The 15,624-nt window shown below is 37.5% G+C and carries 17 protein-coding genes; 4 read left to right on the top strand and 13 right to left on the bottom strand.

Annotated elements, in window-relative coordinates:
- Positions 1-5: 5 nt before the first annotated feature.
- The 10 genes from J2S77_RS12185 to J2S77_RS12140 form a co-directional block, all read right to left on the bottom strand.
- Positions 6-1,292 carry a TRAP transporter large permease gene (locus tag J2S77_RS12185; protein ID WP_306977725.1) on the bottom strand — a complete coding sequence of 429 codons (1,287 nt, stop codon included), beginning with the start codon at positions 1,290-1,292 and terminating at the stop codon, positions 6-8.
- Positions 1,292-1,777: a TRAP transporter small permease gene (locus J2S77_RS12180; protein ID WP_306977723.1), complete on the bottom strand. Its 486-nt coding sequence runs from the start codon at positions 1,775-1,777 to the stop codon at positions 1,292-1,294. Before J2S77_RS12180 ends, J2S77_RS12185 begins: the two co-directional genes overlap by 1 nt.
- A gap of 59 nt (positions 1,778-1,836) precedes the next feature.
- Positions 1,837-2,877, bottom strand: a complete 1,041-nt coding sequence (locus tag J2S77_RS12175) for a TRAP transporter substrate-binding protein (protein WP_306977721.1) — start codon at positions 2,875-2,877, stop codon at positions 1,837-1,839.
- Between the two features lie 34 nt (positions 2,878-2,911).
- Positions 2,912-3,547: a bifunctional 4-hydroxy-2-oxoglutarate aldolase/2-dehydro-3-deoxy-phosphogluconate aldolase gene (locus J2S77_RS12170; protein ID WP_306977720.1), complete on the bottom strand. Its 636-nt coding sequence runs from the start codon at positions 3,545-3,547 to the stop codon at positions 2,912-2,914.
- Positions 3,548-3,550: 3 nt separating this feature from the next.
- A complete protein-coding gene (gene hxlB, locus J2S77_RS12165) occupies positions 3,551-4,102 on the bottom strand; it encodes a 6-phospho-3-hexuloisomerase (RefSeq protein WP_306977718.1) in 552 nt (183 codons plus the stop codon).
- A complete protein-coding gene (locus tag J2S77_RS12160; RefSeq protein ID WP_306977716.1) occupies positions 4,086-5,132 on the bottom strand; it encodes a LacI family DNA-binding transcriptional regulator in 1,047 nt (348 codons plus the stop codon). Before J2S77_RS12160 ends, hxlB begins: the two co-directional genes overlap by 17 nt.
- 364 nt (positions 5,133-5,496) lie before the next feature.
- The gene (locus J2S77_RS12155; RefSeq protein WP_306977714.1) at positions 5,497-6,111 is read right to left on the bottom strand and encodes an RDD family protein; all 615 of its coding nucleotides are present in this window, start codon (positions 6,109-6,111) and stop codon (positions 5,497-5,499) included.
- A 15-nt stretch (positions 6,112-6,126) separates the two neighbouring features.
- Positions 6,127-6,555 carry a zinc ribbon domain-containing protein gene (locus J2S77_RS12150; protein WP_306977712.1) on the bottom strand — a complete coding sequence of 143 codons (429 nt, stop codon included), beginning with the start codon at positions 6,553-6,555 and terminating at the stop codon, positions 6,127-6,129.
- A 631-nt stretch (positions 6,556-7,186) separates the two neighbouring features.
- A complete protein-coding gene (locus J2S77_RS12145) occupies positions 7,187-8,659 on the bottom strand; it encodes a sodium/proline symporter (protein ID WP_306977710.1) in 1,473 nt (490 codons plus the stop codon).
- On the bottom strand, positions 8,659-8,781 hold the full coding sequence (locus tag J2S77_RS12140; protein ID WP_306977708.1) for a hypothetical protein: 123 nt from the start codon (positions 8,779-8,781) through the stop codon (positions 8,659-8,661). Before J2S77_RS12140 ends, J2S77_RS12145 begins: the two co-directional genes overlap by 1 nt.
- Before the next feature lie 206 nt (positions 8,782-8,987).
- Here J2S77_RS12140 and J2S77_RS12135 point away from each other — a divergent pair, with 206 nt between their 5' ends.
- The 4 genes from J2S77_RS12135 to J2S77_RS12120 all read left to right on the top strand — a co-directional run bounded on the left by J2S77_RS12135 (position 8,988) and on the right by J2S77_RS12120 (position 13,317).
- Entirely contained in the window at positions 8,988-10,676 is a 1,689-nt protein-coding gene (locus J2S77_RS12135; RefSeq protein ID WP_306977706.1) for a M28 family metallopeptidase, read from the top strand.
- A gap of 13 nt (positions 10,677-10,689) precedes the next feature.
- Positions 10,690-11,700, top strand: a complete 1,011-nt coding sequence (locus tag J2S77_RS12130) for an NADH:flavin oxidoreductase/NADH oxidase (protein ID WP_306977704.1) — start codon at positions 10,690-10,692, stop codon at positions 11,698-11,700.
- Between the two features lie 18 nt (positions 11,701-11,718).
- Complete coding sequence (locus J2S77_RS12125) at positions 11,719-12,753, top strand: ketopantoate reductase family protein (protein WP_306977703.1); 1,035 nt, start codon at positions 11,719-11,721, stop codon at positions 12,751-12,753.
- Positions 12,754-12,828: 75 nt separating this feature from the next.
- On the top strand, positions 12,829-13,317 hold the full coding sequence (locus J2S77_RS12120) for an Lrp/AsnC family transcriptional regulator (RefSeq protein WP_306977701.1): 489 nt from the start codon (positions 12,829-12,831) through the stop codon (positions 13,315-13,317).
- A 434-nt stretch (positions 13,318-13,751) separates the two neighbouring features.
- Here the strand turns inward: J2S77_RS12120 and J2S77_RS12115 are convergent, their stop codons facing one another.
- The 3 genes from J2S77_RS12115 to J2S77_RS12105 form a co-directional block, all read right to left on the bottom strand.
- The gene (locus J2S77_RS12115; RefSeq protein WP_306977699.1) at positions 13,752-14,192 is read right to left on the bottom strand and encodes a hypothetical protein; all 441 of its coding nucleotides are present in this window, start codon (positions 14,190-14,192) and stop codon (positions 13,752-13,754) included.
- Positions 14,193-14,337: 145 nt separating this feature from the next.
- A complete protein-coding gene (locus J2S77_RS12110; protein WP_306977698.1) occupies positions 14,338-14,898 on the bottom strand; it encodes a hypothetical protein in 561 nt (186 codons plus the stop codon).
- Positions 14,899-15,127: 229 nt separating this feature from the next.
- A complete protein-coding gene (locus J2S77_RS12105) occupies positions 15,128-15,610 on the bottom strand; it encodes an immunoglobulin-like domain-containing protein (RefSeq protein WP_306977696.1) in 483 nt (160 codons plus the stop codon).
- Positions 15,611-15,624 lie beyond the last annotated feature (14 nt).

Here is a 15,624-nt window from a genome sequence, read left to right as displayed (position 1 = left end):
CTCATCTAAAATAAGCTCGGGTTAATTAATTTAGGGATATGCATCGCTACATCAGGAAAGAACGCAATAAAGACTAGTACCGCAATGATAATAGCCATGAACGGTAACACTGCTCTAAACGAACGTTCAACCGGTAATTCACCAATCTTAGCTGCTAATAATAAACACAAGCCATAAGGAGGTGTAATCAGACCAATCGCTAATGTCATAACCACAATCAGACCTAATTGCACTGGATCAACACCAAATTCTGCAGCAGTTGGCATAATCACAGGCACAAACAAGATCATGGCTGGAATGGCATCCATAAATGTACCAATAAATAAGAAGAACGCAATCGTAATTAGGATAAACACCCATTTTGCATCTACATAATTAGTAAAGAACTCTTGTGCTTGAACACCTAATTGATAATAACTCATTAACTCGCCCAAACCACTAGCTGCCGCTAAAGCAAATAGGGATAAAGAACTTAAAGCTAATGTATCAAATAAAATTTTCGGCAATTCCTTAATCTTCAGCGTTCTATAATAGAACATGCTGATCAACAACGTATAAACCGACGCAATGGCTGCCGATTCCGTCGCTGTAAATACACCAGTTACGATACCACCAACGATAATAATTGGCGTTAATAAAGCTGGAATAGAATCAGCTAGTAATTTAAAAAATGTCTTTGCTGAAACCCGCTCATAGCTTCGGAAGTCTTTCTTTTTCGCAATAATATAAACGAAAATCATCATCGCGACTGCGACAAGAATACCTGGGATGATCCCAGCTAAGAATAAAGCACCGACCGAAGCGTTCGTAATTCCAGCGAAGATGACCATTGGAATACTCGGTGGAATAATGACACCAACTGTTGATGAAGCGGCTGTTACCCCAACTGATGTTTCAGTGTCATAACCATTTTCCTTCATGCTTGGAATAAGAATTTTACCAACACCTGCTGTATCTGCTTGGGATGCACCAGATACACCAGCGAACATCATGGAAACTAAGACGTTGGCCTGAGCCAATCCACCTTTGATCGAGCCGACGATCGCTAAGGCAAACTGAACAAGTCGCTCAGAAATTTTACCCGAGTTCATCAAATTAGCTGCTAGAATAAACAACGGAACAGCTAATAACACAAAGGAATCCAAGCCATTTACCATTTTCATCGGTACTGTAACCTCAGGGATGTATTCAATATTCGTAATACCCAGGAGTGCAACAATGCCGATCACAAAAGCAATCGGGATTCCGATTAACAATAAGAGAATAAAGGTAGCTACTAAGAAAATACCCATTATGACTGCACTCCTTTCCCTAAGAATTCTTTCACATGCCTAATCAAATGGTTAGTAGAATATAGAATCATTGTCGCTGCCATAATTGGAACAGCAATCCAGATATATCCCATTTTCATATCCGGAAGTGATGTCCACGTATAATCCCAAAACTGGTTCACAACATCGATCCCGTATGATAACAATGCTATATTAAATACAATCAATACCGCATCATTAAATAAATTTAATCCTAATTTCATCTTGCCTTTTAATTTCTTCTGAATCACGTCGAAATTAAAATGTTCTCGTCTATTCACCATAATGGCTGCCCCCATTAAAACAGACCATATAAATGAATAGGTGGCGACTTCTTCCGTCCAAATAATCGAAATACCCAAATGTCTCGTAGCAATTTGGAATAATATGACGACGAAAAAGACAGTTAAAAAGAAGAGGCCTAATGCGATCTGGATGCGTTCGACAAATTTAACTGCTTTATCCATGGTTTTCCTCCTAAAAAATTAAGGGACACCTTAATGTGTGCCCCTTATAAGTTTAGTTTCTATTTTGCTTCACGAACTTTCTCTAATAAGTCTGTCACACCATATTCTTCTGCATATTCATCTTGAAGAGGCTTAGCAAGATCGATGAATGGTTGACGATCGATTTGATTGATTTCTGCTCCATCTTCTTGAGCGATTTCTTTATATTCATCTTCTTGGCTATATAATGATTCCCACTCAGCTTCAACTGAAGCCTCAGCTGCTTGATTGATAATTTCTTGTTGTTCCTCTGTATACTCATCAAACTTATTGCCGTTAGTTAATAAGAAACGTGTTGTATAATCGTGACCTGTTTCTGTAATATATTGACCATTATCTGTATTATGATGGTCTTGCTGAACGAAATAAGGATAAGCGTTTTCAGCAGAGTCTACTGTATCTTGTTGTAAGGCTTGATATAATTCACCCCATGCTACAGATGTTGGTACTGCACCTGTCTGCTCCCAGAAATCAGAGATTACACCTGATGTCTGTGTACGAAGTGTTTTACCTTCTAAATCATCCATAGAATTGATTGGTTCCTTACCATAATAATGGCGTACACCTGCTGTCCAATATCCTAGTAATTTGAAATCATTATTAGATTCTTCGTTAATGATTTGACCCATTTCATCGCCAACTTCACCTTGAACGACGCTCTCCCAATGATCATAACTATCAAATAAATAAGGGAATGCGAAAAGATTGACTTCATCAATACCTGTTGATGTCATGAAACCAGGTGATACTAAGACTACATCTGCCGCACCTGTCTTAAGTTTCTCAACAAGCTCTGATTCAGATGTACCAATTGTTCCCGCGTGAACTTCAACTTCAATATTGCCATCTGATTCAGATTCAGCAACTTCTTTAAACTTTAATAAACCATCTTGATAAGGATTTTCCTCATTAGTCTGGTTGTGTGCCGCTACAATCTTGATAGAATCAGATGATCCTTCCCCTTCAGAACCAGAATCACCAGAGCCTTCATCGCTTCCGCCACATGCTGCTAGAATTCCTAAAACTAGAATCGCCACTGCTAAAAGTAAAACCTTCCTCATGATTAATAACTCCTTTTTAATAAATTTATTATAACTAACCGTTAATTTGGTTAGTAAATAACCTTGCTTGTTCAGTCAGTTTCTCGTAATCTTGCTCACTATTTAACTTCCTTGGATCCACTAAAGCGCTACCAATTCCAACAGCTATACTTCCCTTAGCCAAATAATCATTCATATTATCTTGGGAAATACCACCTGTTACCATTAATGGAATCTGTGGCAATGGACCTTGTACATTTTTAATAAAGCTTGGCCCCACCGAACTTGCAGGAAATACTTTTACAATATCAGCCCCATGTTCATAGGCTTGTAGAATTTCAGTCGGTGTAAAAGCACCTGGAATCGCTAATTTTCCGTAGCGTTTCGTCATTTTGATCGTATCTACATTCAACGTTGGTGATACCACAAAATCGGCCCCCGCCTGAATAACGGATTGAGCTGTTTCAGGATCAAGCACTGTTCCAGCTCCGATGAGTATTCGATCATCAAATTCGGCATCAACCTTTTCGATCATTTGAGTAACCCCTTTTGTCTCAGCGGTTAATTCAATCGATCGAATGCCACCTGCTTCTAATGCACCAACGATTGAGACTATACTTTCCGGCGTCGCATGTCTGATCACAGCGACAATTGGATTTTCTTTAATATCATTAATGGTCACCAATGTCATCACCTACTCCAAGTTCGCATGTTTTTTCGACAAGTCTTCGTGATTCTGATCTACGTAATGCTCCATGAAATAAACAATCAAACCATCTAATAAAAGATGAGCAGATTGATCAAATTGACTACCTAATGGCTGAATCGTTGTTCGTTCCCCCATCGTTGCCTTCGTGACTGCTGGAATTTCAACCACTGTATCACTTAGCTCGGCAATGCTCGATTCACCATTTGTTGTTAGAAGCGCAATGGTAGCGCTTACTTCTTTAGCCTTAGTAGCATAGTGAACTAACGTTTTCGTGTTGCCTGAACCAGAGATGATCAATAACGTATCATCTTCAGTAATGCTTGGCGTGATCGTTTCACCAACGACATAAGCTTCATAACCTATATGCATCAAGCGCATCGCAAACATTTTCCCAGCTAAACCTGAACGGCCATTTCCAGCGATGAAAATTCTTCTTGCATGATGGAGATTTTTGGCTAATGCTTCAGTTTGATGATCAGTTACGCCTTCTAAGACGGTATCTAATTCTTGAATAATTGATTTAAAATGTTCCTTCATATTCTTTACCTCCTTGCTCAGTGCAAGATAAGCGTTTAATTAAAGTCGGTTCAAATCGATGAATTTGTGGAGAAGATTCAGCGCGATTCATAATTTGATCTAATAAGAGCTTAGCTGCTTTTTCACCCATCTCCTCAGTTGGCTGAGCAATTGTCGTAATTTCAGGATTATAGAAAGACGCGAATGACACATCATCAATTCCAATAACACCTAAATCCTCTGGAATACTGATTTGATTGTTTTTGGCATATTTTAATACTTCTATTAATGCTAAATCATTACCCGCTAACAAAGCATCTGGACGGTCCCTTGAGGTCATCATGTTTTCTAGTTCTCTAGGAAAATCCTCAATATTTACACCTTTAATATAAGATTCATAGATTTCTAATTGATTCTCAGCTAGCGCTTCAGAAAAACCATCAATTCTTTCAATTCTTGGCGTCACATTATTCACGGTTGAATTTGTGACAATGCCTAAACGCTCGTACCCCAAGCGTGTGAATTCTTCAACAGCCAGTGATGATGCCTTAGCATTATCTAACATAATCGCACTGACATTGACATCTGGCACATAACGGTCAATAAAGACCATCGGATAATTCTCGAGGTTCAAACTTTGATAAAGCTCTTTGTTCGTGCTTGTCGGAAAAACAATAATCCCGTCCACTTGTTTCGCCCGCAACATTTCAATGTACTTTTTTTCTTTCTCAGGATCATCCTCCGCATTACAGACAATGATATGGAAATTAGATTCATTGCAATACTTTTCAACGGACCGAACAATTTCAGTGGAAAACTCGTGTGAAATATTCGCGACAATCACACCAATCGTCGTCGATGTCTTTTGTTTTAACGACCTCGCGACAATGTTTGGTTGATACCCTAATTCCTCAACCGCTTCCGCTACACGAAGCTTCGTTTGTTCCCCCATATACTCAAAACGATTGTTCAAGTATTGAGAAACCGTGCTTTTAGAAACACCTGCTTTATCAGCAACGTCTGAAATCGTTACAACTTTATTGGAATTCATTAAGCTTCAACCTTTTCGATGATTACTAAACCGATTTACTAAAACGATTTAGTTGTATCTTAAAATATATGAAAGCGTTTTACAAGAGATTTTTGAAAATTTTTATACTAAATTTTTGACTATTTAAATATCAAACAACACACAACAGCGAAATGTTCAATTCTGAGTGACTGCAAGATGGATTATTTAAGATAGGCGCCGATATTTTCATCATATCAGCGACTCCCGAGATTTATCGCCGCCATCTGAAATATAACGGCGCTCGCTGATATATATCGGCGACCTTGAACATTTTATCGGCGACTTAGGTTTAGGCTCAAAAACAAAACGCCTGCCCTATTAATAAAAGAGCAGACGTTCATCATTATCTTGATCTGATCACTAGAGTTCTCGCGATCATATCATGCAGCGCTTGTTTTTTCGAAGTCAAGCCAGCCATGATAAAGCCAATATATAGAATAAAAGCTGATAAATTGACCGCTAATCCACGACCAAAACCGCGCGCAAATGAAATTCGATTTCCATTCATGTCGGTGACTTTAATTCCAATCATTTTCTTACCTGGAGTCGCTTGCCACTTAGACGCGTGGAAAATGCCTGTATATAATGCATTAAACACAAAGCCTATCAAAAATGCTCCCATTTCAAAAGCAGCAGCACTTCCCTCAGTTTGAAAAGCATAAGGGTCACTTGCGATAAAGATAGTAGCCATAAAAGTTCCTATAAAAGTTAACGGAATCGCTAAAATAATACCATCTAATAAATACGCGACAGCTCTTAACCAAAAACCTGCATAATACTGACTTCCTGACCCCACCTGTTGTAAGCGCACGCCACACTGAACACACATTTCCTGTTTTTCAGAAGTCTCTGATCCACAACTTTGACAATAATGATGACTATTTAACGGACGCACACCACAATTCGGGCAAATCTCTGTCTTTTCCGATACGTGATGTCCACATTCTCGACAATGCATAAACCTATCTCCTTATTAGAAAAATTCCCATTCATCAATACTCCTACCATCAGCTACTTTCTTCGACACTAAATACGCATCAATAACTGCAAACGGCGTCGTAATAATAGCTGATGCTCCAAACGTCATAAAACCTAATACCATGCTAATAGCTAAAATAGCAAAACCTTTTTTAAGTTGACCAATCACCATTTGGCCTAGGCCAGAGACAAAAAAAGACACCAAAGCCATTAACCATGGTGGCTTACTATCGTCACCAGTTGAAACAGATGTAGACACTTTTTTATGTACTCGAACCCCACAGCTGATACACATTTCCTGATTAGCATTGATCGATTCACTACAATTAAAGCAATAATTCACTTCACGAAACGGGCGCACACCACAATTCGGACATAATTCTGCTTTATCCGAAATCGAGGCAGCGCAATTCGGGCAATACATGTTGACACCTCCTTTTTTACTAGTTTATACAAAAAATTGTTATGTTGGAAGGCTATTGTATAAGAATTTGTTGAATATTGTAGAAATCTATTTCAGCTCTCCTAATTATTTCAAGAATTCTGTATCTACTAGATAATTACTCAAAACGTAGTCTTCAATTTCGCCTGCTAGAGTAACTAATTGATAAACAGTTTTATTTGTACATTTGCAATGACTATCCATAGAATTTATAGTTTGGATAATCTATTAAAACAATAAGTTGAAAAGCTTGATGATTCCAGTAACAGAAGAATAAATGGTGGCGCAATTGTTTATATCGCATTATTTAACTCTGAAGTTCCTATGTATATTGGTTCTGCTTATGCATCTGTGCAAAAGCTTATGTTGATGGTGCTTGAAACACGATCAGTTATCCTATTTTTTCCAAGTTTATTTGATTCCATATTTAAAACAATACTTTCTCTTAACTTATATCTATTAAACTATATTTCAATATAAAAAGCTTATGGTTTACTTCAATAAACCATAAGCCTTTCCTTTCTATGATCAACTTATCTTGTTAAATGCCTCTTGAGGGCGAACTCCCCAAAGACTTTATATATTTATAGTTATTAGACGACTATCTTTCTTTCTATTTCTTCCATACTTTCTTCACTTGTTGCAATTCATTTCGAACCGTTTGTAATTCTGGTTGTTCTGTTAGCTTACTCACAACATATATAACAACTGACGATAGGACAACCGCTGGAACAGCTTCTGTCATGATAAATGAAAATTCAGGCATGAAATTATCCCATAAAACAACAGTCATGAAACCTGTTAACATTCCTGCTACAGCACCTGCGTTAGTTAGCTTATCCCAATATAATGAGAAGACGAGTACGGGTGCGAACGTCGCTGCAAGTCCAGCAGAAGCATATACCGTAATCCAGAAGATTGATTCAGAACTAGTAACAGCTACAACTGTTGATAGAATACCTACAATTGCAATGAACAAGCGTGTTACAATCAAGATTTGTCGATCCGAAGCATGCATATTAATGTACTTACGGTAAACGTCTTCACCAAATGTTGAACCCGAAGACAGAAGTTGCGAGTCAGATGTGGACATTAACAAACCTAAGAATACCGCAATCATGAATCCACCGAAAATTGGATGTGTTAGATCTACTAGTGCAAATGGAAAAATATATTCCGGATTATCAATGTTTGGATAGATCACTCTTCCAGCATAGCCAACAAGAAACGCACCCCAGTAAGTGATGGTTAGAGCTGTTAGCGTAATGGCGAATGACTTCCGAACTTCTGAAGAACTACTAATTGCAAAGAAACGAATCGTATCATGAGGACGACCAATTATAGCTACACCAAGTGTCAAATAACCAAAAATTAATCCTAGTAGTGCCGAGCCACTTGCTCCTAGGCCTCCCGTAACTAATGCTGGATCTTGGTTGCGTACTTCTTCTACAACAGCTGACCAACCCCCAGCATAATTAATCATGAAAACACCCAAAATAGCTGTACCAATAACTACTATAATCCCTTGGAAATAGTCTGTGATGGACACACCAGCAAAGCCACCGAATAAACAATAAGCGGTAACAACTATTCCAGCAATGATGACAGAAGTTGTCGGATTAATATCAAATACCGTTTCAATCGTCATACCACCTGCTGCTAATTGAGATCCTACATATACAGACATAAAGACTAGAATAGATATTGCAGAAATCGCGCGAATCATGTGAGGATTACCTCTTACACGTTTAACGAAATAATCCGTATATGTATACGCATCTAATATTTCAGAGTAGTTTCTCAAACGCTTGGCAATCACAATATATGAAAAGGCGAACCCAATATTATAACCAATTAAGGTATAAAATGATGACGGACCTAATGTATATACCATCCCAACAAAACCGATTAATACGAATGCGCTCATTCCAGAGAAGGCATAACTAATCGCTGTTACCCAACTACCGATTTTACGCCCACCTAAGTGGAACCCTTCCCTTGTTCCTGTAAACTTATAAGAATAAGCACCAATACCTACCAGAATGAAAATATAAACAATAATCGGTAGAATAATCATCCAATCCATTAAGCTTCATCCTCCTCTCCTTGCTTTTTTTCTCCCATCATATAATAAATGATAGAAAAACCAGTAATCATCGCTGGAATAATTACAACAACTAACCAAGCTGTAAACGTCCAACCTAACATTGAAGCCTCATCCTCTCGTTTAATAGACTATATAAGAATTGTTTTTCATTATAATCAGAAAATTCAGCCATGTAAACTACTTATTTTAAATTTTATAAAAAATCTAATAATTTTATTCAAAATCATTAATCATATGCAGTTTTTATGATAGAATACTGAAAAATAGTTAGTTTTTATTTTGTTTTTTAAAGAAAGGGTGAGGATCTATGCTAGCTTCTGACTGGGTATCATGTGTCAGCGAAGAAAATTTAATGGAGCATACACGACAGATTGCTCAATACGAACGTCTATCAGGAACAGATGAGGAACGAAAAGCTTTTCAATATATAAATGAAACTCTTATTTCATTTGGACTAAGTCCTCAATTAATCGAACATGAAGCTTTAATTAGTTTACCTTTAGATGCCAAATTATCTGTAGATGGTGAGGATCTATCATGTATTACCCATTCCATGGCACCAAGTGAGCCTGGGATGCAGGCTCCGCTCTATTTTGTTGATAAAGATTATTTGAATTTTTTAGACTCAACAGACACTTCGGGACATCTCGCATTAATCCATGGCCTTGCAACACCTGGAACAATAAGAACTCTACAAGAACTTGGATTCCTTGGAGCGATCTTCATCAATACTTCACTCACTTATGAAATGATCGTCTCACCTGTTTGGGGCAATCCAACACCTGATAAATTAAAAGACTTCCCTGAAATTCCGGCAGTTTCAGTGACCAAAGACACAGGAGATTACTTAATTTCTTTAGCTAAGAACCACGACTCTGTTTATATGGAAACACATGTCGACACAAGTATTCGCCATATTCCCTTACTTACTGTGGAGATTGAAGCCAATCAACATACTAAAGATTTCGTTTTATATAGTGGCCATGTAGATTCTTGGCATTACGGTGCGATGGATAACGGAACAGCAAATGCGACAATGCTTGAAGTCGCACGTATTGTGAATAATCATAGAAACCAATTAAATCGCAACTTGAGATTAGCATTTTGGTCTGGTCATTCTCATGGTCGATATGCCGGCAGTGCTTACTATGCTGACCAATATTGGTTCGACCTGTATGACAACTGCATAGCTCACGTTAATATTGACTCAGTTGGTGGTCAAAACGCGACAGTCCTCACTCAAGCCAATTGCATGGCTGAGACCAAACAAATCGCAACTCAATCAGTCGGGGAACTTACAGGACAGGCCTTCGAGGGGAAACGTTACGGTAAAGCAGGTGATCAATCATTTTGGGGCGTTGGAATACCTTCATTATATATGGGACTGTCTGAACAGCCACCAGCTGATCATTCGAAAATGGATGCTCACCAAGAAATGTTCGGTCAATCTGGGAAATCGACCGGTTTTGGTTGGTGGTGGCATACCACTGAAGATCTAGTGGATAAGATTGAGCCTAAAAACTTAACACGTGATTGCCAAGTATACGTTCGTTCAATCCACCAACTATTAGTTAATAAGTATATTCCAATTGATCAAGTAGCAGCGATCCAAGATATTAAAGATGGACTCATGCAATGGCACAACAAGGCTAAAGGTTTAATTGACTTGAAACCATTACTTACACAAATCGAGCGGATCGAAAGTCAATTACTAGACGAATCAAGATTTAATCATCTAACAATCGACCGATCGAATGAAATAACTAAGTCATTATCAAGATACCTTGTCCCATTTAACTATGTTAGGTCTTCTACTTTCGATTTCGATACATTGTTCTCATTACCGAAAGTGCCAGCACTCCTAGACATTAACCAACTTATAACATTAGAACCTCGGTCAAATGACGCGTTCTTCTTACAGACAAAAATCAAGCGAACGATCAATGAGTTAGCTTTTCAATTACATAAAGTCGAAAATTTACTAGAAATAGATTAAAGGAGATGATTTCATGACACATTTATTTGAACCAATTGAATTAAAAGGCGTTACCATTCCTAACCGAATTATGTTATCACCCATGTGCCAATACCAAGTCCAAACCAATGACGGCACACCTGCAGAATGGCATTATATTCATCTCGTAAGCCGGGCAATTGGCGGTGTTGGACTCGTCTGCTATGAAATGACCAATATTGAATCAAACGGTCGCATATCAGAAAATTGTTTAGGCTTGTGGAACGCACAACACGTCGAAGCCTATAAACATATTAACCAATCCATTCAAACTTATGGGGCTAAAGCTGGTATTCAAATTGCTCATGCTGGCCGAAAATCCAAAATAGAAGATGAAGACATTGTCGGCCCTAGTCCGATCCCCTTTTCACCAGAAAGCCCTGTACCTAGAGAATTAAGTACAGATGAAGTCAAATCACTCGTCAAACAATTCGGTCAAAGTACACAATTAGCGGTAGAAGCTGGGTTTGATGTGATTGAATTACACGGAGCTCATGGCTATTTGTTACACCAGTTCCTATCACCTCGAAGTAACCAACGTCATGATGAATATGGAGAATACGATCGCTTCCCATTAGAAGTTATACGAGAAGTGAAGGCGAATATGCCTGAATCCATGCCGCTAGTATTCAGACTATCAGCAGTAGAGTACGGTGAAGACGGGTATGACTTTGGTCACATCAAACAAATGATTCCACAGTTTATCGAAGCAGGTGTTGATGCTTTTGACGTTAGTACAGGCGGTAATTCACCTAATCGCCCTGAGACATCTCCTGGTTTCCAAGTGCCATACGCAGAAACGATCCGTCACGAATTCGATATTCCCGTGATCAGTGTAGGGGAGTTAGATGATGCCCAATTAGCTGCGAAGGTCATTCAAGAACATCAAGCTGATATGATTGCGATTGGAAGAGGCTTATTACGTCATCCATATTGGCCAAAAGAAGCCGCAACAAAATTAGGATTTAACCTCGATCTACCAGGTGTCTATAACCTTGGCTATTAATATAAAGGAGTGTTGATGATGAATTTTACAATTATAGGTGCAGGTGCTATAGGAGGCGTCGTTGGAGCTTATTTAGCTAAAGCAGGCGAAGACGTCACATTTGTTGATGTCAACGAAGAGCATGTGAGGGCAATGGATGAACAAGGATTAACAATCGAAACGGTCGAAAGTGAATTCAACGTACCTGTTAAAGCTTATACAGTCGATGAATTACTTCAACGAGAAAAATGTTTGGACGTAGTCATTCTTGCAGTCAAAGCACAGCATACAGAACAGGCTGTACAAAATTTTAAACCTCTGATGACCGAAGATACAGTCATCATTTCGATGCAAAATGGTTTGACTGAAGAAGTCATTGCTGAACAAGTCGGTTCACACAGAACTATTGGTAGTTTTGTTAATCTATTTGCTGATTATCAAGAACCTGGCCTTATTCAGTACGGGGGTGTCGGTAGCATGTATATCGGCGAGCTAAATGGAGAGAAAACCTTCAGAATTACTGAAATTCAAAACCGATTAAAAAGCTGGGGTAATGCTCAAATCACCGATCATATCAGAGGCTATCTTTGGAGCAAGCTAGCTTACGGGGCCATTCTCACAGCTACAGCAACTGTTGACGAGAAAATGGCAGACATCATCGACCCTCATGACCACCGAGTCATGTTCGTCGAATTAGCATCAGAAGTTCTACGTGTCGCTCAACAACTTAACATTGAACCGAAGCCATTCGATAATTGGGAACCTAAAACCGTCTATCCAGGTCATGAACAACGAGACTGGTCAGCGATTCACGAACAATTCGACCAACTTGTAGCTCGACTAAGAACCTACAAAAAAGTCAAAAGTGGCATTTGGCGCGACATAGCAGTACGTAAACGAAAAACTGAAGTCCCCTTCCACTTAACACCAGTGATTGAAGAAGGTAAACGCCATAACTTAGACATGTCCCTAACCGAAACTGTACTCGAAATGATCATGGAATTAGAAAACAACCAAAGAGAAATGAGTTGGAAGAACATTGAAACCCTCATAGCTATCTCTCAGAAAAAATAACTATCGTTTTTAACTGTTAAATATTGTAGAATACCATTAGAGTCATAGGTGATTACTAATAGAAGGAGTTTTTCAATGTTTGGAGAAATTAGCGAAGATCTAACCTTGGATGAACTAGATAATCAAATAGTTAAAGCCTTACAACGAGATGGTCGCGTATCCTATACTGACTTAGCTGAACAATTAGAAACTACTGCTAGTACTGTTCGAAACCGTATTCAGCGCTTAACAGACCAGAATCTCATCAAAGTTGTTGGAGTCGTCAATCCATTTATGACTGGCATGGGTACTGTAGCTTTCGTTGGTCTATCAATTGACTTCAATCAATATGATGCCATCGTTGAAAAACTCAAAGGCATCCCAGAAGCAAGATTCATAGCAGGTTCATCTGGTCAATACGACCTATTCATCCAAGTCATCACCCCTTCGAACACAGAATTCTACGACATCATCCGACAACAAATCGGCGTGATCGATGGCGTTAAATCATTAGATACACATATGTTATTCGAAATTCATAAACAAACGTACGACTGGGGTACAGGGGTTAATGTAAGTGAATAATTACACCCATAGTTTTTAAAATGTATAGACCACATCTTGATGACTAAGGCCTAGTATCCCATACTAGGCCTTTTTGTTTTTCTAACACAGACTAGATATCATCAGAGTTTCCAGTTGTTAAAGTCAACCTAACCAACTTGTCAAACTATGTGTAATTACTGGAGTAGGTGAGCACCCATACATATGATATGATGATTTGACGTTTACTTTAAAAGTTTAAGTAGAAATTTCCAGCTCATAGAATAACCTATTCAACCAATCAACCACCCGATTATGTGATATTTCTAACGTTCGAGATATCGTGCTCTCAGAAAATACTTATCGATATAAACAGTGAGTCTTCATATAATCCATTAAACGACTCACTCCTAACCGCTTCACTTTCTATAAAACTTATTTACTAACTACACATCACCATTTACACCGAGAAAGATTTATTGCTTTTCTAGCTTTCTTTTTAGTTCATCTAATTCATCTAATGCCTGATTTGACGTTTCTTTCAATAACTTTCGAGAACTATCTGTTTGCATCTCTGATAAATCAGTTTTTGAAACGGAGTAATAATTTTCACCTATTTCAGTAATCGTTTCATTAATTAGTACTGCTTCTTCGCTTGTGATACCTTCTTCTAGTTTTTCATTTAAATCATCTAAATGCTCCGCAAATTCACTAGTTGGAATTGGACGCTCTGCATAGACATTATTAATTCTATCCATCTTGGTGTATGGATAGGATGATTCATAATATTCATTCGATAATTCATTAGATTCTTCATAAGACAAATATAATTCCGCTAAATAATCAAACTTTACTGCTACTTCATAAATTTCAAAAGCATGATTTTCCCTTGATTTTTCTAATTGTTGGTTATACAAACCCCAATAGTGATATGTCGTCCATGATAAGAATATTAATATTGATATTGATATTATAAAAACGATTATAAATTTTTTATTCTTAAAAACGATTATTCCTCCTCTAAACCATTCCATATTTCAATTCTTTTAGGTTTTATCAGAATTAACTTTTGTTGATTTCTCCTACAATTACATCTAGTATTTTGACAATTTTTCTAATATTTTCGTCTTCATTAGCTTCAGGTGCATTAATGGAATTATCCGAATAAAACAAGTCACTAAATTGATTTTGTTGTTCGTCGATGATTTTAGCTATATGTTGAATCTTTGTTTCATCTGTCACTTCGCCTTCAGATACTTTACTTATGAAGTCTTCGATAATCCAAATGTGTTCTTCATATATTGTATGTTTATCCTGATTTCTCGAATTAAATATATAGCTTAGATTCATTCCTAATTCATTTAAACGACTCTCTTCTTTCTCCAATGAAGAAAGATACAAGTCCATTTCTTCTTCGTTCATAGAAGCATCATACTGGGCTAATTCTTCCGATACTTTATGTAAACTAGCAAGTAAATTATTAAATTCATTCCATACTGTACTATCTATAACTTGATTTGATTGTTCAAGTTCTTTATTTAATTCAAAACCTCTATATGCAACTATAATATTCGATATGATTAATATTAATATAATACTCAATAATACCTTTTGGTTCCCCATGATTTACTCCCTGTTAATACTAGTACTTATTAACAAACCTGACCTATTATCGAATAACGATCATCGCTAATATTATCACAAAGGTTTAATTATGGATATATATGACATTTTACCACTCCAAAACTGAACGACTTATTTTTAGCTGAAATTACTTAACTATATATAAATGACACCACAATACTTTAAGTAATTCTATTGAACACCTTTGTTACACACAAATTTAGTTTAGCTAATTAATGGTAAACTCAGCTGACAAATAATACTTATCATAGTCTCCAGGCTCCCTGAAATCCAATATGTCTTTCACTATACGATAGTCACCTGTATCCAAACTTCCATATAACCATTCCCAATCAACTGTCCATTCACTAATAGCTGACGAATCTAAATCATAACCTATATCATTAAATCCGTAGTTACCGTCAATGGCCACAGGGACTTGATACCACTTACCGTTCACCTTCTTCTCTAACGAAAAGTATTCACCATAGACACATTGCTTCTCTGAGTTATTCTTCAATATGACAGTCAGCCCCGCAGGAGAAGCTGTACCTTCTTTTACACTCATTGATACTCCATCAAGATTATTCACGGTTTCATATGTTGTTGATTCCCAATCTGCTTCTTTTGAGCTATTATTAGAACCACCACATCCTGATAAAAGTATTAAAACCATTCCGATACAAAAAACCAACCAAAATTGTCTCTTCATAAAATATCCCTCTC

This window comes from Alkalibacillus salilacus, from assembly GCF_030812915.1.
Lineage (GTDB): Bacteria > Bacillota > Bacilli > Bacillales > Alkalibacillaceae > Alkalibacillus > Alkalibacillus salilacus.
The sequence above is the reverse complement of the archived record's forward strand: the minus strand, read 5'-3'. Positions and strand labels throughout refer to the sequence as shown.